This is a genomic window from Pedobacter psychroterrae, assembly GCF_004331695.1.
GTDB lineage: Bacteria > Bacteroidota > Bacteroidia > Sphingobacteriales > Sphingobacteriaceae > Pedobacter > Pedobacter psychroterrae.
Genome location: NZ_SJSL01000002.1, coordinates 1,121,729 through 1,142,544, shown reverse-complemented (window position 1 = coordinate 1,142,544; position 20,816 = coordinate 1,121,729). Strand labels below are relative to the sequence as shown.

Annotated in this window: 19 protein-coding genes; 6 read left to right on the top strand and 13 right to left on the bottom strand. The window is 42.6% G+C overall.

Annotation, left to right across the window (positions count from 1 at the left end):
• The first annotated feature begins 42 nt into the window (after positions 1-42).
• Positions 43-1,428 carry an MBL fold metallo-hydrolase gene (locus EZ437_RS13250; RefSeq protein ID WP_131596479.1) on the top strand — a complete coding sequence of 462 codons (1,386 nt, stop codon included), beginning with the start codon at positions 43-45 and terminating at the stop codon, positions 1,426-1,428.
• A 217-nt stretch (positions 1,429-1,645) separates the two neighbouring features.
• Complete coding sequence (locus EZ437_RS13245; protein WP_131596478.1) at positions 1,646-2,968, top strand: OmpA family protein; 1,323 nt, start codon at positions 1,646-1,648, stop codon at positions 2,966-2,968.
• A 69-nt stretch (positions 2,969-3,037) separates the two neighbouring features.
• Here the strand turns inward: EZ437_RS13245 and EZ437_RS13240 are convergent, their stop codons facing one another.
• From EZ437_RS13240 to EZ437_RS13205, 8 genes are all read right to left on the bottom strand, one after another.
• A complete protein-coding gene (locus EZ437_RS13240) occupies positions 3,038-4,024 on the bottom strand; it encodes a TerC/Alx family metal homeostasis membrane protein (protein WP_131596477.1) in 987 nt (328 codons plus the stop codon).
• Between the two features lie 56 nt (positions 4,025-4,080).
• Positions 4,081-5,043, bottom strand: coding sequence for a hypothetical protein (locus EZ437_RS13235; RefSeq protein WP_131596476.1), 963 nt, complete (start codon positions 5,041-5,043; stop codon positions 4,081-4,083).
• A gap of 9 nt (positions 5,044-5,052) precedes the next feature.
• Entirely contained in the window at positions 5,053-6,150 is a 1,098-nt protein-coding gene (locus EZ437_RS13230) for a toxic anion resistance protein (protein ID WP_131596475.1), read from the bottom strand.
• A gap of 28 nt (positions 6,151-6,178) precedes the next feature.
• Positions 6,179-6,793: a TerD family protein gene (locus EZ437_RS13225; RefSeq protein WP_131596474.1), complete on the bottom strand. Its 615-nt coding sequence runs from the start codon at positions 6,791-6,793 to the stop codon at positions 6,179-6,181.
• Positions 6,794-6,795: 2 nt separating this feature from the next.
• Positions 6,796-7,350: a TerD family protein gene (locus tag EZ437_RS13220; protein ID WP_131596473.1), complete on the bottom strand. Its 555-nt coding sequence runs from the start codon at positions 7,348-7,350 to the stop codon at positions 6,796-6,798.
• 1 nt (position 7,351) lies between these two features.
• Positions 7,352-8,188, bottom strand: a complete 837-nt coding sequence (locus tag EZ437_RS13215; RefSeq protein ID WP_131596472.1) for a phosphoribosyltransferase family protein — start codon at positions 8,186-8,188, stop codon at positions 7,352-7,354.
• Positions 8,185-8,880: an HAD family hydrolase gene (locus tag EZ437_RS13210; protein WP_131596471.1), complete on the bottom strand. Its 696-nt coding sequence runs from the start codon at positions 8,878-8,880 to the stop codon at positions 8,185-8,187. Before EZ437_RS13210 ends, EZ437_RS13215 begins: the two co-directional genes overlap by 4 nt.
• A gap of 62 nt (positions 8,881-8,942) precedes the next feature.
• A complete protein-coding gene (locus EZ437_RS13205) occupies positions 8,943-10,481 on the bottom strand; it encodes a SulP family inorganic anion transporter (protein WP_131596470.1) in 1,539 nt (512 codons plus the stop codon).
• A 100-nt stretch (positions 10,482-10,581) separates the two neighbouring features.
• Between EZ437_RS13205 and EZ437_RS13200 the strand changes: the two genes are divergently transcribed.
• The gene (locus tag EZ437_RS13200) at positions 10,582-11,421 is read left to right on the top strand and encodes an oxidoreductase (protein WP_131596469.1); all 840 of its coding nucleotides are present in this window, start codon (positions 10,582-10,584) and stop codon (positions 11,419-11,421) included.
• Complete coding sequence (locus EZ437_RS22075) at positions 11,379-11,525, top strand: LytTR family transcriptional regulator DNA-binding domain-containing protein (protein ID WP_131596649.1); 147 nt, start codon at positions 11,379-11,381, stop codon at positions 11,523-11,525. The genes EZ437_RS13200 and EZ437_RS22075 overlap by 43 nt, the downstream gene beginning before the upstream one ends.
• 5 nt (positions 11,526-11,530) lie before the next feature.
• Here EZ437_RS22075 and EZ437_RS13190 read toward each other — a convergent pair whose 3' ends face one another.
• The gene (locus EZ437_RS13190; protein ID WP_262708920.1) at positions 11,531-12,013 is read right to left on the bottom strand and encodes a DUF6266 family protein; all 483 of its coding nucleotides are present in this window, start codon (positions 12,011-12,013) and stop codon (positions 11,531-11,533) included.
• On the opposite strand from EZ437_RS13190, the gene EZ437_RS13185 reads away from it, so the two are divergent.
• Both EZ437_RS13185 and EZ437_RS13180 read left to right on the top strand, forming a co-directional pair.
• Positions 11,954-12,286, top strand: a complete 333-nt coding sequence (locus EZ437_RS13185; RefSeq protein ID WP_131596467.1) for a DUF6266 family protein — start codon at positions 11,954-11,956, stop codon at positions 12,284-12,286. The two genes, EZ437_RS13190 and EZ437_RS13185, sit on opposite strands and share 60 nt — an antisense overlap.
• Before the next feature lie 271 nt (positions 12,287-12,557).
• Positions 12,558-13,190 carry a class I SAM-dependent DNA methyltransferase gene (locus EZ437_RS13180; protein ID WP_131596466.1) on the top strand — a complete coding sequence of 211 codons (633 nt, stop codon included), beginning with the start codon at positions 12,558-12,560 and terminating at the stop codon, positions 13,188-13,190.
• A gap of 283 nt (positions 13,191-13,473) precedes the next feature.
• Here EZ437_RS13180 and EZ437_RS13175 read toward each other — a convergent pair whose 3' ends face one another.
• The 4 genes from EZ437_RS13175 to EZ437_RS13160 are packed head-to-tail and all read right to left on the bottom strand — an operon-like array spanning position 13,474 to position 20,740.
• A complete protein-coding gene (locus EZ437_RS13175; protein WP_131596465.1) occupies positions 13,474-14,601 on the bottom strand; it encodes a TlpA disulfide reductase family protein in 1,128 nt (375 codons plus the stop codon).
• Positions 14,602-14,608: 7 nt separating this feature from the next.
• Positions 14,609-15,745, bottom strand: coding sequence for a TlpA disulfide reductase family protein (locus tag EZ437_RS13170; RefSeq protein ID WP_131596464.1), 1,137 nt, complete (start codon positions 15,743-15,745; stop codon positions 14,609-14,611).
• Between the two features lie 12 nt (positions 15,746-15,757).
• Positions 15,758-17,164, bottom strand: coding sequence for a RagB/SusD family nutrient uptake outer membrane protein (locus tag EZ437_RS13165; protein ID WP_165500408.1), 1,407 nt, complete (start codon positions 17,162-17,164; stop codon positions 15,758-15,760).
• A gap of 12 nt (positions 17,165-17,176) precedes the next feature.
• Positions 17,177-20,740, bottom strand: a complete 3,564-nt coding sequence (locus EZ437_RS13160) for a SusC/RagA family TonB-linked outer membrane protein (RefSeq protein ID WP_165500407.1) — start codon at positions 20,738-20,740, stop codon at positions 17,177-17,179.
• Between the last annotated feature and the right edge of the window lie 76 nt (positions 20,741-20,816).

Genomic DNA, 20,816 nt, shown 5'->3' with positions numbered 1-20,816 from the left:
GTTAAAATGATAACTTGCCTCCTATTAAGGATAAATTAGCTTATGAGATTAACCATTTGGGGTGCAGCGCAACAAGTAACCGGCAGCATGCATCTTTTGCAATTATCAGACTACAATATACTGATAGACTGCGGATTGGATTATGAAAAAGATACTTTTCAGGAAGAAAACCAATACTTTCCTTTTGATCCTTCTTCTATAGATGTGGTTATCCTTACCCATGCTCATATTGATCACTCCGGCAACCTTCCTACATTGGTTAGAATGGGCTTTGAAGGTCAGATACTGGCTACCCCCCCTACGGCTGACCTAACCGAATTGCTCCTGCTCGATTCTGTAAATGTATTCATCAGCAAGCAAACCAAACAATATAAAGGTGCAAGACACAGGTCCGGGCCACAACCACTATACCTCCAAAAGCATGTAATGGATACAATGGATCGCTTTGTAACAATTGCTTTCCACAAAGAGTTCAAACTAAATGACGATGTATCCGTCACATTTATTCCGATGGGTCATTTACTAGGAGCAGCTGCAGTAGTGCTTACCATCAATGATCAGGATCAGGAAAAGAAAATAGCATTTACAGGTGATGTAGGAAGAAAAAACTACCCTGTACTTGTCAATCCCGGTGCGATACCACGAGTTGACTACATAGTTTCAGAATCCACCTATGGCGGCAGGTTCCACAGTACTGATACTACGCTCCAGGATAAGCTAATAGAAACAATAAACGAATCATGCATTAAATTCCCGGGAAGATTAATTATCCCCGCTTTCAGTATCGGTCGTACACAAGCCCTGGTATATTCACTTAACAAGATTTTTAGGAGTGGCCTGCTTCCACCTGTAAAAATATTCGTAGACAGCCCATTAGCTAGTTTTGCTACCGATATTTATCGCAAACATCATCATCTGCTAAATGAAGAATCACAGCATTTTTACAGCACAAAGGGTGACGAGTTTGAATTTGACGAATTATCATATGTCCAGGATAAACGTGAAAGTCTCTCCGTTTCTAATTATCATGAACCATGCATTATTATATCATCTGCGGGAATGCTTGAAGGTGGAAGGATTCAGGACCACTTATATTACAACATTCAAAATTATTATTGTACAATATTGTTCATTGGATATTGCGCTAAAGGAACATTGGGCAACAGACTTTTACGCGGCGACCCTATTGTTCGTTTGAGAAACCGGGATTTGATGGTTTATGCAAGTATCAAACAAACTGATTTACTAAGCGGTCATGGCGATCACAATGATCTCGTAAATACAATCAAGAGTCAGGATTCAGCAAAACTGAAGGGAGTTTTTCTTGTTCATGGAGAACCAACACGAATGACTGCGCTTAAAGATGCTTTAGTTGGCGAAGGCTATCGGGTAACTATTCCCTTAAAAGGGGAAATCTACGAATTATAGTCTTTAGTTAGCTTTAAATTGTAGTAAATACTATACATAACATCAGATTTCCCAATAACACAGCCTAATTTCATCGCCTCTCCTCATTCAGAACTAAACTACTGAATACTAATCGTTTCAAAATAATCCCGGGTATTACCAGGCTTTGGCAAGGTTATTACACAAGGTATGCAATCGGTTGAACTAACGCCGATACATCATATCTAACTACAATAAAATGAAATCAAAGATTACAAAAGCAGTGATGGTACTTTCCTTAGTAGGATTATCATCACATCTAGTAGCACAGGACACAGACGCTCAAACGTCTGAAAGATTCGCTAAAAAATACTTCCGTACATGGTCGATCGGACTGAACGGCGGTATGCTCACTCATTATACTCCATTTAATGGATCCTCAAATGGAAATTTTAGCACTCCTTACGAAGAATGGGGATACGGTGGGTATATCAAGAAACAGATAGTCCCAGGATTTGGCATTCAGGCCGATTTCCTTGCTGGTAAAGTTAGGGGCGGAAGACCAAATGCAGTACCTGGAAGTGCAGCCACCTTCGAGTCAAAAATTGAATGGTCAGCGGCAGTTAGCGGTAATTTCACTATTGCGAATATGAGCTTAAATCAAAAACGCAATGTATTTTCTCCATATGCTACTGTTGGAGCTGGTTATATGTCCTCAGCGGCCACCACAGATGCACCCAATGGAGCAAACACCGGTTATCATGAAAACTTCTTTGTACCAGTGGGCGCTGGTTTCAAGTTAGGCGTATCCAAAGGTGTTAACATCGACTTAGGATATACAGTGAGCTTTCTTAAATCTCAAAACTTTGACGGTGTAACAGGCGGAACTAATGATAGGTTCTCTTATGCACACGCAGGTCTTGAAATTGCATTGGGCAGAAAAGGAACTTCTCAATTACAAAACTACAGCGCTATCGCTGCTTTACGTGAAGAAAGTGCCGCTGAAAGCGAATCATTGAGAAGAGCTTTATCATCAGCTGAAGAAAATGCCAGAAGAGACAGAGAAGCACTTGCTGCTAAATATGCTCAGGAAATGGGCGATGATGATGGAGATGGAGTAGCTAATAAATTTGACAAATGTCTTGGTACAGCTGCAAATACCGTAGTTGATGGTGCCGGATGTCCACTCAAAACTCCTGCTCAGATAATCCGGGAAAAAGTAATTGTAACAGAAGCTGACCGTAGAGTAGTAGATGAGGCCATCAAAAATCTTGAGTTTGATTTGGGTAAAGCTACTATCCGTTCAACTTCATATGCCACTTTAAACAAAGTTGCCGCGTTATTGGTGGAGAAAAATTTCAGTTTAAAACTAGCCGGACATACTGACAATACTGGATCAATGGCTTTAAATCTCCGTCTTTCTAAAGACAGAGCAGAAGCTGTAAAAGCATATCTTGTATCACAAGGTGCAAATGCCTCTCGTATTGAGGCTACCGGATATGGACCCAATCAACCGATTGCGTCTAACAGCACGCTTGAAGGACGTCAGCAAAATCGTAGGGTAGAATTCTCTTTATTCTAACACCTAAGTACATTAAAAGGAAAGGCCCGTGATACATCACGGGCCTTTCCTTTTAAAAAAATATTACTTTTAATTCTTCGCTTCTTTCGGAGCAAATATCAATGATGCAATTACAGACAGAATTAGCACACCCCCTACTATCGAAAGCGATAACGGAGAGGAGATATGATAAAACGGCGCTATGACCATCTTCACTCCGATAAATGTAAGGATAATCGCCAATCCGTATTTAAGCAGGCTAAACATATGAATGAAGTTAGCCAGCAAGAAATATAAAGCCCTTAAACCAAGAATAGCAAATATATTCGAAGTATATAAAATCATAGGATCATCTGGTGCGATGGCAAATATAGCTGGAATAGAATCCACTGCAAACAGCACATCGGTAAACTCGATCACCGCTACTACTACCAATAGCGGAGTAGCCATTTTCACACCATTTTCAATGGTAAAGAACTTTTCACCATCAAACTCCTTACTAACCTTAAAGAACCTGTATACAAGGCGTGCACCGGCACTCTTACTGAAATCTTTTTCCTCATCATCATTGTCATCAGGCATACCTGATTTAATACCTGCATACACAAGAAACAACCCAAACAACAGCAATACTGCATTTATCCTCACCTCATAACCAAATATGGTCATCTCCGGCAGATATGTCAGGTTAATCAGTCCTACTCCTGCAAAAATAAATATAGCTCTAAAAATCAGCGCACCTATAATACCCCAAAACAACACTTTATGATGCAGCTCTTTAGGCACATTAAAAAAACCAAACACAAGGATGAAGACAAAGAGGTTATCTACTGACAGCGCCTTTTCAATCCAATATGCCGACTGAAACTGAGTGAATTTTTCAAAACCAGACACAGAGTATATCACCGCGCTAAAGATCATAGACAATGAAATCCATACCACAGACCAAATAGCAGCCTCCTTACTGCTAACGGCATGCGCCTTTTTATTAAAAACACCAAGATCGAGCAGTAACATTATTACTACTACAACCGCAAACCCTATTATTACCGCAGGGTGATCAATCAAATTATCCATTTTCTATTATTATATGTTTTACTAATTTTTATTAAGATGAAATTTGCTTAAAAATGCTAAAAAAGATCGGTTTTAAGCATTGCTTTTAAAATATTGGCCTGCACATCAAAATTATTCAAATGATCCAGGAAGTTAATATCCGAAATCTTTATGTAATTCTCCTCCAGCAGCGCGATGATTTCAGCCGGAATATAGGTTTTCAATGCAGCGGCACCACTCACGAGCTTATCATTCTTATAGGTCAGCTCTTGCACCATCCTCGCCTTTTCCGACAAATTATTCGTCCAGTCTACCTCTGTCAGCTCAGTAAGCTCAAAAAACAGGAACAAATTACGTGATGGAAAGAACAAAAAATACCGTTCTATATCGATAAACTTATACAGTTCTATCACCAACTGGCCCGATCTCAGACCAAAAAAAAACTCCGTTCTGAAATCGTACTTGCACAACAACCCCATCAATTTTCGCTGTATCACAGCATGCGTATCAGTATACACCTCCTTAGGAATGTAGTCAATCAGCACACCCAGTTGCACTGCAGATATTTCATAGAAAAAATCCTTTGCATACCTGGCACTAAAAGTAGTGATGTTCTTCGCAAAAGGAAACTCCTCCGTATGGTCAGATAGCACCTGATATAGCTTCCGCAGCGATTGGTTTATCTTCAGTGCCTGCCGCTGCTTGTCCAATCCATAATTCTTCTCGCTAAACACTGAACTGCTCATTTTCTCAATCAGTTCCTTGTTGAGCTGAATTTCATCATAGATTACCGATACATTCTTCTCATTACTTTTCTTGATTTTCCGCAACAGCTCGATCAAACTTGCGGTAAACTGCACATGAAACAACTCCAGCTTATCAATATCCAGCTCTTCATTGTTTTCAAACAGCTGGTGGATCACCTGGCTCCGTAAATAAATCTTATAGACAGCCTCTTCTTCAAAAAAAGCAGAGAGCAACTGTAACCGGCTGATCTCTGCTTTAGACTCCTTTAAAATATTTAGGTGGCGTTCATCCATTTGTTAAATTTAATTAACCCTGGTCACATTTTTCTTCAGTTCCGCTTCCAATGTTTTCAGTTCACCATCCAGTACGCGTCTGCTCTGTGCTCCGGCCTCATGAATCTGTTTCACCTCGTTCAGTGTCTCAATCAGCGATTGGGTAGTCATTTTCAAAGTTTCAATAGACACCACTGTTTTCTCATTTTCCCTGGCCACATCAATACTGTTTTGTTTCAGCATATCTGCATTCTTCTGTAAAATGGTATTGGTAGTATCCGATATCTTCTTCTGCATCTCCACATTGGCCCTTTGCCTTTGCAGCGCTACCGCAAGTGTCAGCTGATTTTTCCAAACCGGAATGGTGGTCGACACGATAGATTGCGCCTTTTCAGCGATAGAAGTATTGTTATTCTGTACCACACGGATTTGAGCCAGCGACTGCATCATGATAAACCTTACGATTTTCATATCAGCCAGCCGCTTATCCAGCCTGCTCATAAAATCCCTCAGATCAGCTATTTCATAATCCTGATAATCAGCAGGCCTGCCTTCCATTTCAGCTAGTTTCAATCCCAGCTCATTGTATTTCAGCTGACCAGAAATAATCAGTTCCTCCATCTCGCCAATGTACACTACATTGCTATCAAACATCGTTTGCAGCGAACTGTTATCCTTTATCGAATTCAATCGGCCAGCTTTCACCTTATTCACGATCTTATCGATGTTGTTCACCACCACATCGTACTTTTGAAACAGCTTTTTAGCGTCTACCACCAGCTTTTTAAGAAACGGAATCTTAGAAAGAAAAGACTTAAACCCACTCTGCTCCAACTCACTTACATCAATATAGTTCAATTCAGTAAGCAGTTCATTGATCAGTCCGCCTACCTCGCCGCTGTTGTACGTACGCACCGACGACAAGAAATCATTACTGTATTTCTCCATCGAATTCTGCGTCTCCACACCATAGTTCAGTATCGAGTTCACATCAGATGGCTCCAATGCCTTACCTATTTCCTTATATTTTTTCTCGTCTTCCGGATTTAGTACCGTCAGGTTTACATTGCCTTCCTTATCCAGTTTCAGTGAGGAGGTGGTTTGTACCTCAGTTTCTTTAGGTTCCATAGTTTCTTTATTAATCAGCGTTTAGACACTATAAATAGCTCTGTGTTACGGTCCTTACGGTTTCCTCCAGTTTTTTATCCTTAGTAGGCTCGCCGATGGCATTAAATTTCCATTCTCCATTTTTCTTATAGAAAACACCCAGTACCATAGATACATGTCCCGCAAATCCGGCACCATTGGCAATATCATATTTCGCAAATACCTCATTCACTTGCTTAGGTGAGCCTTCATAGATCCTGATCGATGCAAAAGGGATCGTTCCAAAATCATGGCCCCTAAAGCTGTTCAGCACAAAAGCCACATAATTTACAGCAGCGTCCAGACGTGAGAAATCAACCGTAATTACCTCATTGTCCAATCCATCATCACCGCCCATATCTCCTGTAAGATCATCGCCGCTATGCTTTACCGCGCCGTCTTTAGAACCCAGGTTCCCAAAATATACCACCTCTGTCAATTGCTTGCTCTCGCTAAACATCGCGCAACTGCCGTCCAAATCCACGGCTTCTTTAGAAGAGCCAAAACCAAACATGCCTTTTTTCTCAATAGCACCCCAGTTTATCCCTACACAAATCTGTTGAAGCTTCGCACCATTGCTTTTTTCAAGACTGATGCGCTGTCCCTTTTGAAGATTAATTGCCATAATTATTGATATTTATTTAAGTAATCCTGCAGTCCGCCCTTCATTCCCATTCCTACAGCTTCAAATTTCCATTTATTATCACGTTTGTAAATCCTGCCAAACTCAATTGCAGTCTCTATCGAGAAATCCTCTTCCAACTCATACTTTAGCAATACTTCATTCGTTGCCGCATCAAAAATACGGATAAAAGAATTCCTTACCTGGCCAAAATTCTGCCTTCTGTTTTCAGCGTCATGGATGGTCACCACGATGCAAATTTCGGCCACACTTGCACCAGCCTTTGTCAGGTCTACTTTAATTTGCTCATCATCACCGTCACCATCACCAGTCAGGTTATCACCAGTATGTTCTACAGACTCATCAGGAGATTTAAGATTGTTATAGAATATCAGGTGACTGTCGGAAACAAGCTTTTTATTTTCATCCAGCATAAAAATCGAAGCATCTAAGTCAAACGCTGTTCCTGTAGTCGAACTGTTAGTGTCCCAACCCAAACCGATCGTAAATTTCGGGGCGTCAATGTTTTCTCTCTGCCCTTTTTGTAAGTTAATGGCCATATTAAATCAATTTATAGTTTTTATTATTCAGGTAGTTTTTCAAAAAATTAAAGTTCTTCGCATAGCTTTCTATTTCATGATAGCTATTCCCCAATGACAAGTTGTACAAGCTACTGATAAAATCCTTATCCTGCCTTTCCAGGAAGGTAACAAAGCTATTAAACTCGCAATTTAAGATATATTTGACAATCCTGGTATTAAAACGAAAATAACCGTCTTCAATAATATTATCCAGATCAAACACAGATTTTACACAGTGATAATTCAGAAAATTCTCAATATTCGGATGGATATCAGGGTTGGCAAGTTCTGCAAAATACAGCATGAAAATATCGTTTTTCAGTCCATACTCCCTCACCATCTTCAATATCATCCTTTCATGGCTTCCTGTTATTTTTATATCATCCAGAAAAAACAGCGTCTTCCCTTTCAAAAAGTCCTTATCAATATGAAATGAATCGTTCCCAATCAGTTTCATCCTATCCTCCGCACTAAGCGCTCCGTAGTCTTCTTTGTAGGTAATCGTCCGGTGTACCTTTGCTTCCTGCACTACAGGTTTGCCCTGCTCGGCCAGCCAGTGGTTTAGCTGATAGACAAAATAGTCTTTCATTGCAAAAGTCGCAGTAGGAATAAAACAATACGGGCTTGATATTACTACAATTTGCTCCGTAATGTCATCATTCTCCAAAAAATCCCTGATAAAACCAGTAGCCAGTTCGCGGCCAAATTGCTGAGCCACCAGGCCGTCTCCAAATTTGAAACGGCTATAGTCATCGGCGTCAAATCCAAATTCCTTCGGATGATGGATTTTATGTAAAGAATAAGAATACGGGATCATACAAGTAATTCTTTAATAGATAAATGATTAGAGTTGATTAACAAGCTTTTAATTCCCAAAGCTTCGGCGCCTTTTACATCTGCATGCGGGTTATCCCCTATATGTATTATTTCAGAAAGATCGAGCTCAATATGCTTATTTCTGTCGATTGTATCAAGCATCAACTTAAAAAACTGCGCATTTGGCTTTGACATCCTTACTTCATCAGAGTACAGCTGAAAATCCAGCAACTCCCCCAGCCACAGTTCAGTCAGTATTTTTCTCAGTGTCACTCCTTTTATAAACCCCGTATTGCTCAGCAGGCTCGTGGTACTCAGTCCTGATTCCTTCAACTTATACAATACACCCAGGCTATCTCCACAATACACCAGAGGCATATTTTCCAACAGCAAAATCTCCATATCCGAATAAAGCCCTTCAACATCTATATCAGAAAAATCTGTAGCATAATCATTGATGATGCTGATCACCATCAGGTACATCTCCTCCGCATCCACATTTTTTCCGGTCTTTTCATTGATGCTGTTCACCATCAGATCTACCTGTCTGAATACAGCAGACACCTCCTCCAGGCTCTTGCCTTTCCTGTTGTAGCGCTCATGAAACACCCTTGCCCGCTCCTGTTTAAACAAAGGATTGGATTTAATCAATGTCAACCACAGATCAAAGGAATAATGTTTATAAAAAGGCATCTTGCTCGAATATGTTTTAAATCATTAGTACAACTTTTACTGCCAATGTTACAGAAAATCTGCTAAATCTTATCCGTCACCACGCTGTAATTGGGGTCTTCCACAATGTTCACTTCTATCACATCCGCAGCATTTTTGAGCAACAGCCTACAATCAGGGCTCAAGTGTTTCAGACTTAACTGCTTGCCAGCCTTACGATAACGTTCGGTCAATTTGTTTAGTGCTTCAATGCCCGACATATCTGCCACCCTACTATCTTTAAAATCAATTATTACATTCACAGGATCATCCTTCACATCAAATTTCTCGTTGAATGCCGTTACCGACCCAAAAAACAGCGGCCCAAACAGCTCATAATGCTTCACACCTTCCTCATCTATATACTTCCTGGCGCGTATCCTCTTCGCACTTTCCCAGGCAAATACCAATGCCGAAACGATTACCCCGATCAGCACCGCCAATGCCAGGTTGTGCAGCCACACGGTGATCGCGGCCACCAGAATCCCTACAAATATATCCTGCCTGGGCATCTTATTGATGATCCTCAGGCTCATCCACTCAAATGTACCAATCGCCACCATGATCATCACCCCCGTCAGCGCTGCCATGGGTACCCGCTCTATCACAGGTGCACCAACCAATACGATCAGCAAAATCGTCACAGATGCGATAATGCCCGACAGCCTGCTTCTGGCCCCTGCCGATAAATTTACCAGCGTCTGCGCAATCATTGGGCAGCCTCCCATCCCGAAGAAAAATCCGTTCAATATATTGGCGCCCCCCTGGGCGATGCATTCTTTATTACCCCTGCCCTTCGTACCCGTTATCTCATCTACCAGGTTCAGCGTCAGCAAGCCTTCCGTCAGGCCCACCCCGGCCATGATGATCCCATATGGCAATACCACCTGCAGCATCCCCCATGTCAGCGGCACCTCAGGAATATGAAAAGGGGGAAATCCACCACTTACCGCAGCAATATCCCTCACCGTCCTGGTATCTATCCCAAAGCCCAGCACCAAACCAAACACTACAATAATCGCCACTAATGAAGCGGGAATGGCCTTGGTAAACCTTGGCAATATCAGCACGATCGCTACCGTCAGTCCTACCAGTCCGAGCATGGTCCACAGTGCCATGCCCGTCATCCACACTGTTTGCCCATTCACCACAGTCTTAAACTGTTCTATCTGTGCCATAAATATTACTATAGCCAGTCCGTTCACAAATCCAAACATCACCGGCTGGGGCACCAGCCTTACAAACTTGCCCAGCCTGAACAAGCCTACCAGGATCTGAAAAACACCTGCTACCACTACGGCTGCGAATACATATTCAATTCCATGCGAACGCATCAGCGCGATCAGCACAATCACCGTAGCGCCTGCACCACCCGATATCAAACCCGGTCTGCCGCCAAATACCGCTGTCACCAGGCCCATGATAAACGCAGCATACAAACCCGCCAAAGGAGGCAACCCAGCCAATATCGCGAACGACAAAGACTCCGGCATCATCGTCATGGCTACGGTCAGGCCCGCCAGTATTTCTGTTTTATAGTTAATCTTTTGAGAGAAATCGAATAAAGACTTAAAGACCTGCATAGACAAGCAAATGTAAGGAAACCTGATAGAATTTGAATATGATTTTAGACTGACAACAAATCCCACCGTGATCTGTTATTTAGCAAAAAAATATCACAAGATGACAAACAAAGTATGGCTGATCACAGGCTGTTCTACCGGCTTCGGTAGAGAATTAGCAAAACAAGTATTAAAATTAGGATATAAAGCAGGAGTTGCCGCACGCAATATTGCAGACGTGGAAGACATCATAAAGGATTACCCCGAAACTGCAATCGCGATCACACTCGACGTTACCAAAGACGATCAAATAAAAGATGCAGTAAAACAGATCACTGAAATATTCGGTCGCGTAGACGTGCTGGTCAACAATGCCGGCATTGGCTACTTCGGTTCTGCTGAAGAAAGCGATGATGCAGAAACCAGAAGAATGTTTGACATCAACTTCTTCGGCCTTGCCAACGTCACAAGGGCCATTTTACCCCTTATGCGCAAGCAGCGCAGCGGGCATATCCTCAATGTTGCTTCCATTGGCGGCTTAGTAGGCTACCCTGCCCTGTCCTATTACAATGCTACAAAATTTGCGGTAGATGGTTTTTCAGAATCACTGTCCAAAGAAGTAGCACCTTTAGGCATTAAAGTGACCATCATTGCCCCAAGCGGCTTCCGTACCGATTGGGCAGGAAGGTCTGCCAATGAGGCCAAAACCGAGATCGAAGACTACAAGACCACGGCCGGTCAAAACCAGGAAACGATCAGAGGCTACAGTGGCAGTCAGCCCGGCGACCCGGTAAAGGCAGCAGAAGCGATCATTAAAGCAGTAGAAACAGAAAACCCGCCGCTCAGGCTATTGCTTGGTGCAGCAGCATTACAGAATGCACGCCTGAAGCTGGAAAATCTAAAACAAGACTTTGACGCCTGGGCCGAAACCAGCATAGGTGCCGATTCGCCAAAAGTTTAAAATACAACGATGTTCTGCTCCTCCGCATTCATAAATCCTATATCATTAATATTGACCAGATAGATTACATCGAAAAAAATGAGGCTGTGCGCACAGCCTCATAAAAATCCTACAACACTGTTATAGTTGCTACAAACACACTGTCGCTAGACACTTGGCCATCAGCAGACAAGAGGCTCATATAGCAATGCACTTCATCGCCTGAATACGAAGCCGGCAATTGCATCGTATAGGTGCCTGCCACACGCGTAGCTGCACCCGTAAGCAGTGTAAACAAGCCCTTGTCCGGATTATAAACCACTATTGTAGCTTTATCCGTATCCGCACCAAACCCCACGTTAAATTGCGAGTCCCAGTCAAACTTCAGTTCAGCACCTGCCAGGCTGGTCACCATTGCATCCAACGGTATGCTCAATTCCCCTTTGCAAAATTTTACAATTGGATAATTGATCTCGTAGTTTGGTGCTACACCGGTTACGGCATTGTCCAGGTTATACTGCACCGCAGTACACCAAGGCGAGATTGTTACCTTGTGGATGTTATATCCTGTCCGGATAACACCCTTTACAAGTCTGAGCCAACTGGTTACCAAAGCAAACTTAGCACGCTGATTGACCTGAGCTGTAGTAGCATCGAAAAAGGTGATTCGGCCAACAACTGCGCCAGATCGTACAATCTAAAACACGCCATCAAAGGCGAATATCCTGATCAGGAAATAGACTATCCTGCTCTGAGGTTGTCTGAAGGAAATTTGGCTTTGCCTTTGAACGCTTCAGTAGAAAGCACTGCCGAGGGATTTAGATTACATGGGACTACTACGATCAACAAGATCCCAACGGCAGCCCCTACGACCGTACCATGCTAATAGTTTACTTCCCTGATCACGATCAGCCCCGCTTCTTTCAAATGATCAGTGGCGCGCAAAGGTCGGAATGTGAGGAGTTGCTAAAGGTGACGCCCACTATGAAAGGCATTATGCCGAAACATACATCTCTTTGATCACAAATGACAGAAGCGCCATCTCCAATAGCGTGTATACAGGGAGGATAATGTTTTAGTGGATTGCTTGCATTGAATGGATAATTAAGAATTGACTTTTTATCTTAACTTTAAGAGTGAACAATCGTACTGAACCTATGAAAATATTAAAGCCGGAAGAGGCCTTTGACAAATCGGCCGAACTATACCAGGACAAATTTATGGATGTCAGTTTGTATGCTGAGCCATTTAATGTCTTTTTCGAGCACATAACATCCGATAATGCAAGCATTTTGGACATCGCCTGCGGCCCTGGAAACATTGTTAAATATCTACTGGACAGAAAACCGGACTATGATATATTGGGAATCGACCTTTCTTCAAAGATGCTGAGCTTGGCCCTTATAAATAACCCCAAGGCAAAATTCGAGCTTATGGACTGCCGTGACATTGATCAGATCGAACAGAAATTTGACGGAATTACCTGTGGCTTTTGCCTACCCTATTTGACCGGGGAGGAAGCTGCAGACCTGATCGCAAATACCGCTGGATTATTAAAACCAGGTGGTGTTTTCTATTTGAGCACCATGGAGCAAGATGAGGACAATAAATCGAGATATCAGGTAGCCAGTACAGGTGATCAGGTTTTTGTAAACTATCACCAGGAAGAATACTTGTCAAATGCCCTACGTCAATCCGGCTTTGAGATCCTTTCAATAGACAGATTTGATTCTCCTGGTCAGGGTGAGTTGAAGATTACAGACCTTGTATTGATCGGAAAATTGAATTGATTGTCTTGAATTAAGTCATAATTAATAAAAAACGAACGCTATAAAAACGTTCCTTTAACGCTTTTCAATGCCACCCTCCTACTCAACTTTTCTGAATGAACGTTTTGTACACAAAAAGTACCAGCATGCCTAATAACGACAGCATTGCAATACCCAATAATGCGGTACTGAGAAATAATGAGACATGTAAAATCTTAAGCAAAAGACCCGCAACCGTGCATACAATAAAGATAGCTAAAGACCGTCTGTAGAAATTTTTACTGCTCATATATTTATCATTTAGTTACTTAATAAAGGCGGCAATCTTCTCATTTACATCTGCCCCTCTCAGATCTTTCGCAACAATCATTCCATCGGGATTGATCAAAAAGTTTTGAGGAATGGCCGTGATGCCATATTGCACAGCAATATCAGTTTTGAAACCTTTCAGGTCACTTACCTGTATCCACGGCATACCATCGTGCTTCACTGCATTCTGCCATGCTGCCTTGGTTTCGTCCAGCGATACGCCTACTATCTCAAAGCCCTTATCTTTTAGTTGCTTATAAGCTTTTAGCAAATGTGGATTCTCTGCGCGGCAAGGCACACACCAGCTGGCCCAGAAGTCTACCAATACGTATTTACCTCTAAGCGAAGATAACTTAAATTCTTTTCCTTCGGCATCCGGCTGAGTAAAATCTACAACCTTGCCAACGGCTATTTTTTTGGCTTTATCATACTTATCCGTCAGTTTCTGACCTGTAGGACTCGCTAAAACCCTTTTGCTGAGCGGGTCATAATACCGGCCGAAAGTAGCAGGATCTATCACCGCAGTTTTGTTCTGACGGATAAGGTCCAGCGTTACATAAGAGTCCGGGTGACTGAATATAAAAGAGTCCAATGCTGCTTCTATTTTAGCATGCACAGGTCTGGCTTCTGCCTGAATCGTTTTTATGGCCACTGTGTCTTTTACTTTTGCATAGTATATTTTAGTAAACCGCTGTGTGATGTCTTTAAACTGTGTCAGGAGCGCCTTTGTTTGCGCATTATACTGTATGAAGTCTGATTGAGCCTGAGCGCCAGTGATACTTGCGGTTGCGATGCTGTCCTTACCTGTCACTTTATACTTGCCCTTTTCCAGATAAAACTCCTGATAATCTGATTGCCGTTTGGTAGTGTCTTTTTTCAGCGGCACCAGTGAGAGGTAGGCTTTATTGCCGTACAATGTTGTGCCTGCCATAGTAAACTTGCCATTTTTAACCACAGCACTGTCTTTGGCGTCCTTTCCGTCGCTATTTTTGTAGCTAAGCACTACTTTTTTATCGCTTCCTGCACCAGACAGCTTGCCTGCTATTTCAAATTTGTCCTGGGCCATGCTGTTCATTGCTGATAGCATCAGCACAAGAGCAACGGCATATCTTATATTTTTCATGTTTTCTCTATTTAATCAATTCCTTCAATTTTTCTGTCAGCGCCTCACCCCTTAGGTTCTTCGCGATGATCATTCCGTTCGGATCGATTAGCAGGTTCTGCGGCACAGAATTTATGCCATACATCAATGCTACTTCATTCTTCCAGCCTTTCAAATCGCTCACCTGAATCCATGGCAATCCGTCTTTTTTTACTGCATCTGCCCAAACTGCTTTACTGCCAGGATAATCAAGCGACACGCCTACGATCTCAAAGCTCTTGCCTTTCAATTCGTTATACGCTTTTACTACGTTGGGATTTTCAGCCCTGCATGGTACACACCAGCTGGCCCAAAAATCTACCAGTACATATTTACCTCTTAAAGACGACAGCGTAAATGGCTTATCATTCAAGTCATTCTGAGTGAAATCGGTTGCTTTGGAACCAGTCTGGCGGCGCTTGCCAATTTCAATCTTCTCAGCAGTACGCAGGCCAATCGGAGAGGATTTTAACGCGGCAGAAAAACGATGAAACAATGGCTCTGCTATTGCAGGATCAAACTTACTGTCGAGCACATACATGTTAAAGGTATATAGCCCCGAAAAAGAATTCAAGTGTGTCTCAGCAAATTTTTGGTTGATCTCCTTATTTAATTTCACCAGCATCTGGATACTATCAGCTGCTACCTTCCTTTCTTCCAAGGGCTTTACATAAGCGCCATCCGCAGTCTTAGCTCCGTATTCATCTTGCAATTTCATGATCTTGGCGGTAACGGGCTTCATTAATGCTTCTCTTTCAGCGTTTTCTTTATCAGCCAAGGAACCATCTATTTTAGCGGTGCTGATAGCATCTGTACCATTGAAAACGATTTTCGAGTTTTCTATAAAGAAGTCCTTGCTGTCACGCTTTGCAGCCGCACCCGTCCCCCCCTTTTGCCTAACCGTGAGCAAGGCGCCTTGGGGCTCGTCAACACTACCGGTAAACTGGAACTTGCCGCCTTTAATTTCAGCGGAATCTACTTCTTTCCAGGCACCCTCTTTAAAAAGTACCAGGTAAGCCTTTGCCTCACCTTTGACAGCAGGCAACTTTCCTGAAATGGTATAGGTTTTTTGTGCTGCTGCCAATAGCGGCAGCAGCGACAAAAACAAAAACAATGATTTTTTCATCTGTAGTCTCTTTTAAAGATTATCCTGAAGTGTTGGATTTTCAGCCAATACTTTAGGTGAAAACTTGAACACAAAACGCTCAGGTTTAAAATTGTAGGTCTCTGACACAACTCCGTCGACGTTATAGACCTTATGCTGGTAAACTGGTATTGTAAACAGTGGATCTACAGATAACCTTCGCATATCAAACCAGCGGTAACCTGTCACCGCAAATTCACGGATACGCTCTTCCATGACGAACTGTAGCAATGGCATTTTAGCAGCAGCAGTTAGTACGGGTACCCCGGCATCTGCTGCTGGCATGCGGTTCTGACGCAAATAAACAAGGTCAGCAACGGCGCCCGAAAGGTCATCAAGCCTGGTTTTTACTTCTGCTCTTAATAAATATAACTCTGGTACTTTTAGTCCGATGTTATAAGAAAGTGTATTTGTTCTTTTATAAAGCTTCAGGCCATTTGGGTAAGTAGTAACCAGAAACTGCCTGATCAAACGCGTATCGGTAGGACCGAACAAGGAAGCCGCTTCTGGTGTCAGCCAGATCAGCCTGTTGCTAGCCCCTGCATAACCGTAACTCATGTTTTTGGAATACACATTCTCCAGGTCATTTACCGTGGTCGGAGACCCTTGAAAGGAGGTATTATAGTTCACCACATTTGTTATCACAATAGATTTGGCCAGATTGGCGATCGACTCATCAAGCAATGGCAATGCCTCCGCATGCCTTCCCATAAATACATATACTTTGGCCAATATGCCCTGAGCGGCTGCTTTAGACATCCTGCTGCGAAAAGGTACACCATCACTAATAATATTGGGAATGGCAGTAGTTAAATCACTTATGATCTGATCATAAATTTGCTGCACACTCGATCTAGTAAAGTTCTTTCCATTGATATCGGCTTCTGTAATCAATGGAAAGCCCAGATCTGTAGCAGCAGTAGCTGGATTATAAGGCTTACCAAAATATTGGATCAAAAGAAAATTTGTCCAGGCACGGCCTGCGTAGGCTTCTGCCTGAATAGACTTTTTATTTACCTCAGTTCCTTCTGTGGCGTCCATCACTTCATTAATGATTTTGTTATAGACATACAGATTCCTTGTGGGAATTAACGTCTCAGATGCGTCCTCATCACTGTTGTAAAGATCGCCCTCCCATTTGAATAATTGCTTTTCCTTATAGGTAGCCCCTGTCCATCCTGGTTCTATGAACGAAATTTCGTCGCCCAAAAGCACCTGACTGGTAGCAGGTATGTTGATCAGGTCCAGTTGATTTAATAAAAGGTCATAATCTGCGGTCTTAGTAGCGATTACCTTTCCTTTAGGCAAGATCTCCAGGAAGGATTTTTTGCAGGAACCCAAAACTGTCACCAACATGGCAATCAGCACAAAATTTCTTGTTTGGTTATATATCTTTTTCATCTGCATTAATTTTTAAAATGAAACATTAGCACCGACAGTAATGGTGTTTTGATTAGATGGCGCTATCACACCTTGAAATTCAGGGTCGATGCCATACTTATTGGCCTTCCACAACATCACGTTTGATAACTGTGCCCTGAAAGTGACACCCTGGGCTTTGATCTTATTTACCAAAATCGTTGGAAGATCATAGAACAAAGTAATATCTCTCAGTTTGACAAACGAAGCGCTCACTACGTTTACATCTCCCATAATGAAATAATCTGCGTTATAAGTACCCGCTACTGCATTAGGATTCGCATTGGTGATATATCCAGGAATATTGGTGCTCGTTTCATCACCCGGCTGTCTCCATCTGTTAAGGAAATCAACTGAGACATTTCTGCGAAACTGTCCGCCATAAGTTAAATAGCGTGGTCTCCTCATTACATGCCCCATGTTATATACCATATTTGCTGATAAACCGAAGTCTTTGTACCTAAAGTTGTTAGACAAGCCACCATTCCAAACAGGCTGCATAGTGCCCATGTAGACGATATCGGCTGGTTTAGTCCCCAGATTGGCCTTGGTCAGTGTTCCATCTGCCAAAACCGCCTGCGGAGCTCCTGTATTGTCAACACCACCATATTTATAAGCAAATACGGTGTAAGCCGGATATCCTTCCTGCACGTTGGCCACTACTTGCTGAGCACCAGTAGTTACAATAGTAGCTACGGTAATCTTGTCTACCATACTTTTGTTGTGGGCAAAATTCCAGGTCGTCGACCAGTTAAAATCATTGCTTCGTACGTTGATCGATGATAGGCCCACTTCAATCCCTTTATTGGTGATGTCGCCCTGGTTGCCAACTATCCCAGCCGGGAAACCTGTCAAACTGTTTGGATATACCAGTCCCAGAAGGTCTGTAGTTTTCTTTTGATATACATCCACGCTTGCTGACAAACGGTTACTCAACACAGAGAAGTCCAAACCCGCATTAATGGTTTTAGTACTCTCCCAGGACAACTTAGGGTTGCCCGGAGTAACGATCAGCATACCAATACTTCCCGGGAAAAATGGACTGCCCGAAGGCCTGGTGATATCCCTTGAGGCTGCCACTCCCACTTCCGGTGAGTTGCCGGTAAGGCCATAAGTAAGTCGTAGCGCCAGGTTTTGTACCCACTTTACTGGTTTCATAAACGCTTCATTGCTCACATTCCATTTAGCACCGGCACTCCAGATAGGCTTGTTTTGCGCAGATTTGTCTTTACCAAATAAGTTACTCTGATCTATACGCCAGCTTGCATTAAATGCATATCTACGGTCAAACGTATAGGCAAAATTTGAATAGTATGAGGTAAAGCGGCTAGTCGTTTCATTGGTAGAAAATGTATCATTGATCATCGAACTACCGATGGTACTTAAATTAGGCAATATAGTTCCCTGAATCAATGAGGCAATGGCCACATAATCTGCTACCCCGGGAGTGAGTAAAGTTTCATCAAAACCTCTGATACGGGTCCGCAAGAATGTGTTGAATTGTTCCTGAGCTTCTTGTCCTGCCAAAACAGTGATCTCATGTTTGCCAAAAGTATTGTCATACGTCAGTTGGTTTCTAATGTCCCATTTATGCTGATCCCCATTGGTGGTCGTCATGCGACTACCGGTAGCAGGAAGATAGTACTTAGGCACAACTGTCGGACTCGCGGCCACTGCAAATGTAACCACTTCTCTCCTTACAGCATAGCTCTGTTGGCTATCGATCTCACGGAGCTTGTTTTTGCCTTTGATATAACCGTAGGTTCCGTCAAAGGTTAGACCGTTAATGATCTTCAACTTCACTCCACCGTTGATACGGGCCAATAAACCGTCCGACTTAGTGCTGCCATAGTTAAACTCATCCAGCGGATTGTAGTTTAAACTAATACGGCTACGTGCCTGTGCATCCTGAAGTATTTCGTTTGACATATTTGTCATAAAAGGGATAGACAGGTTACTGCCGTTACCATCGCGAAACATCTGGTATGGCGTAAAAAAGTAATCTACCGTATTGTTTTCTCCAATCTCCAGGTTTCTTTTTTCTGAACTGTTATTATTTGAAATATCACTGATCACGTGAAAACTTAAGTTTTTATTTATCCTAAGATCCTGACGCAGGTTTATTTTGATGTTTTCATTTTTATCGCCGGGCGTGCTGTTCATCACATTGGTATAGCTCGTCGAAGCATAAAATGCGTATTTATCACCGCCACCGGAGATGGATGCCGTGTGGTTGCTTAATAAAGCATTTCGGTAAAACAGATCGTTGATCTGTCCGCGGTTGTCCATACCGGAAAGGCTGTCTAGACTAAAGGCCTGCTGTGCTGCACTCCGCCCTTTCGGGTTGTACAATAACAATTCCAATGGGGTGATTCCGCCGCCATTGTAGCCTGACACAGTAGCATAAGGATACTGCGAAGAATAACCTGGGGTGTTGAATATCTCCGTCCCGGTTTCCACAAATTGCTGCGGGCTCAACACGTTGTTGTAGTCAAGATCAGGCTTGCCCTGAAAATTTACAAATCCGCTGTAGTTCACACGCAGTTTGCTATTTAGTTTCCCGCTTTTAGTTTTAATAACAATAACCCCATTACTGGCGCGCGCACCCCAGATTGAAGCCGCCGTCGCATCTTTCAGCACCGTGATACTTTCAATGTCTTGTGGATTGATCCCTAAAATCATATCCGGCAATTGATCATTGGCATCTATTTTAGGCATTGCCAATCCATCTACCACATATAAGGGTTGCGAAGTGGTTCCTACACCGGTTGTACCTCCTGTAGTAGATAGCCCACGGATCAATATCTGGCTTCTGTTGGGAACATTATTTACCACCAAACCCGGTACCTGACCATCCAGGCTCTGCAATACATTCATTGAAGTGGTACGGTTGGATACCACATCCATATCTACCTTCGTAAATGAACCTGCACTTCTTTCTTTAGAAAGGGTTTGGTAACCGGTAGATACCACGTTTACTTCAGTCAACTTATTAACCTCTGCAGCCATTACAATGCGTACATCTGAGGCATTTTCTGAAGTAATAATGATTTCCCTGGTATTATAACCCACATAAGTAATCACGATTACGTCTCCTGGCTGCGCATTAGATAAAACAAACCGACCCTGACTATTGGTATACACACCTTTCAGACCGCTCTTAAGTTTTACACTTGCACCCTGCAAGGGGGTTCCGGTCGAATCTACTACCTGTCCATTTACATCTACCGCTGTAAATGCTGATTTAACCCGGTCCAAAATCGAGACTTCCTTAAGTTTGATCGTAATATCTTTATTATTGATCTCATAAGTGATCGGCTGACCCGCTAAAACCAGCGCCAGCACCTGCTCTACAGTCGCTTCTTTTAAAGAAACATTGACCTTAGCGATGGGTATATTCTTCACTTCATAAATAAAATCATAGCCGCTCTGATCATGGATATGCTTGAAAACTTCCTTAAGCTGAGCATTCTTCATATCTATCGAAACACGCTGACCGAAACTCGCAGCACTTACCTGTATCAAAGACGCTATTAACAACACGGTGGTTAATCGCATAATAAGCATTAGTTTATGGCATAACCTCTTGGTTACACCTCGTTTTCTGGTTTTAATTAAATACATTTGTTTAGTT

Bases quoted from the DNA above. Each gene is read 5' to 3' on its own strand.
- EZ437_RS13200 (WP_131596469.1), top strand. From the start codon at position 10,582: ATGACAAACAAAGTATGGCTGATCACAGGCTGTTCTACCGGCTTCGGT.
- EZ437_RS13240 (WP_131596477.1), bottom strand. From the start codon at position 4,024: ATGGATAATTTGATTGATCACCCTGCGGTAATAATAGGGTTTGCGGTT.
- EZ437_RS13235 (WP_131596476.1), bottom strand. From the start codon at position 5,043: ATGGATGAACGCCACCTAAATATTTTAAAGGAGTCTAAAGCAGAGATC.
- EZ437_RS13175 (WP_131596465.1), bottom strand. From the start codon at position 14,601: ATGAAAAATATAAGATATGCCGTTGCTCTTGTGCTGATGCTATCAGCA.
- EZ437_RS13210 (WP_131596471.1), bottom strand. From the start codon at position 8,880: ATGCCTTTTTATAAACATTATTCCTTTGATCTGTGGTTGACATTGATT.
- EZ437_RS13165 (WP_165500408.1), bottom strand. From the start codon at position 17,164: ATGAAAAAGATATATAACCAAACAAGAAATTTTGTGCTGATTGCCATG.
- EZ437_RS13215 (WP_131596472.1), bottom strand. From the start codon at position 8,188: ATGATCCCGTATTCTTATTCTTTACATAAAATCCATCATCCGAAGGAA.
- EZ437_RS13245 (WP_131596478.1), top strand. From the start codon at position 1,646: ATGAAATCAAAGATTACAAAAGCAGTGATGGTACTTTCCTTAGTAGGA.
- EZ437_RS13225 (WP_131596474.1), bottom strand. From the start codon at position 6,793: ATGGCAATTAATCTTCAAAAGGGACAGCGCATCAGTCTTGAAAAAAGC.
- EZ437_RS13230 (WP_131596475.1), bottom strand. From the start codon at position 6,150: ATGGAACCTAAAGAAACTGAGGTACAAACCACCTCCTCACTGAAACTG.
- EZ437_RS13250 (WP_131596479.1), top strand. From the start codon at position 43: ATGAGATTAACCATTTGGGGTGCAGCGCAACAAGTAACCGGCAGCATG.
- EZ437_RS13205 (WP_131596470.1), bottom strand. From the start codon at position 10,481: ATGCAGGTCTTTAAGTCTTTATTCGATTTCTCTCAAAAGATTAACTAT.
- EZ437_RS13160 (WP_165500407.1), bottom strand. From the start codon at position 20,740: ATGCGATTAACCACCGTGTTGTTAATAGCGTCTTTGATACAGGTAAGT.
- EZ437_RS13180 (WP_131596466.1), top strand. From the start codon at position 12,558: ATGAAAATATTAAAGCCGGAAGAGGCCTTTGACAAATCGGCCGAACTA.
- EZ437_RS13220 (WP_131596473.1), bottom strand. From the start codon at position 7,350: ATGGCCATTAACTTACAAAAAGGGCAGAGAGAAAACATTGACGCCCCG.
- EZ437_RS13170 (WP_131596464.1), bottom strand. From the start codon at position 15,745: ATGAAAAAATCATTGTTTTTGTTTTTGTCGCTGCTGCCGCTATTGGCA.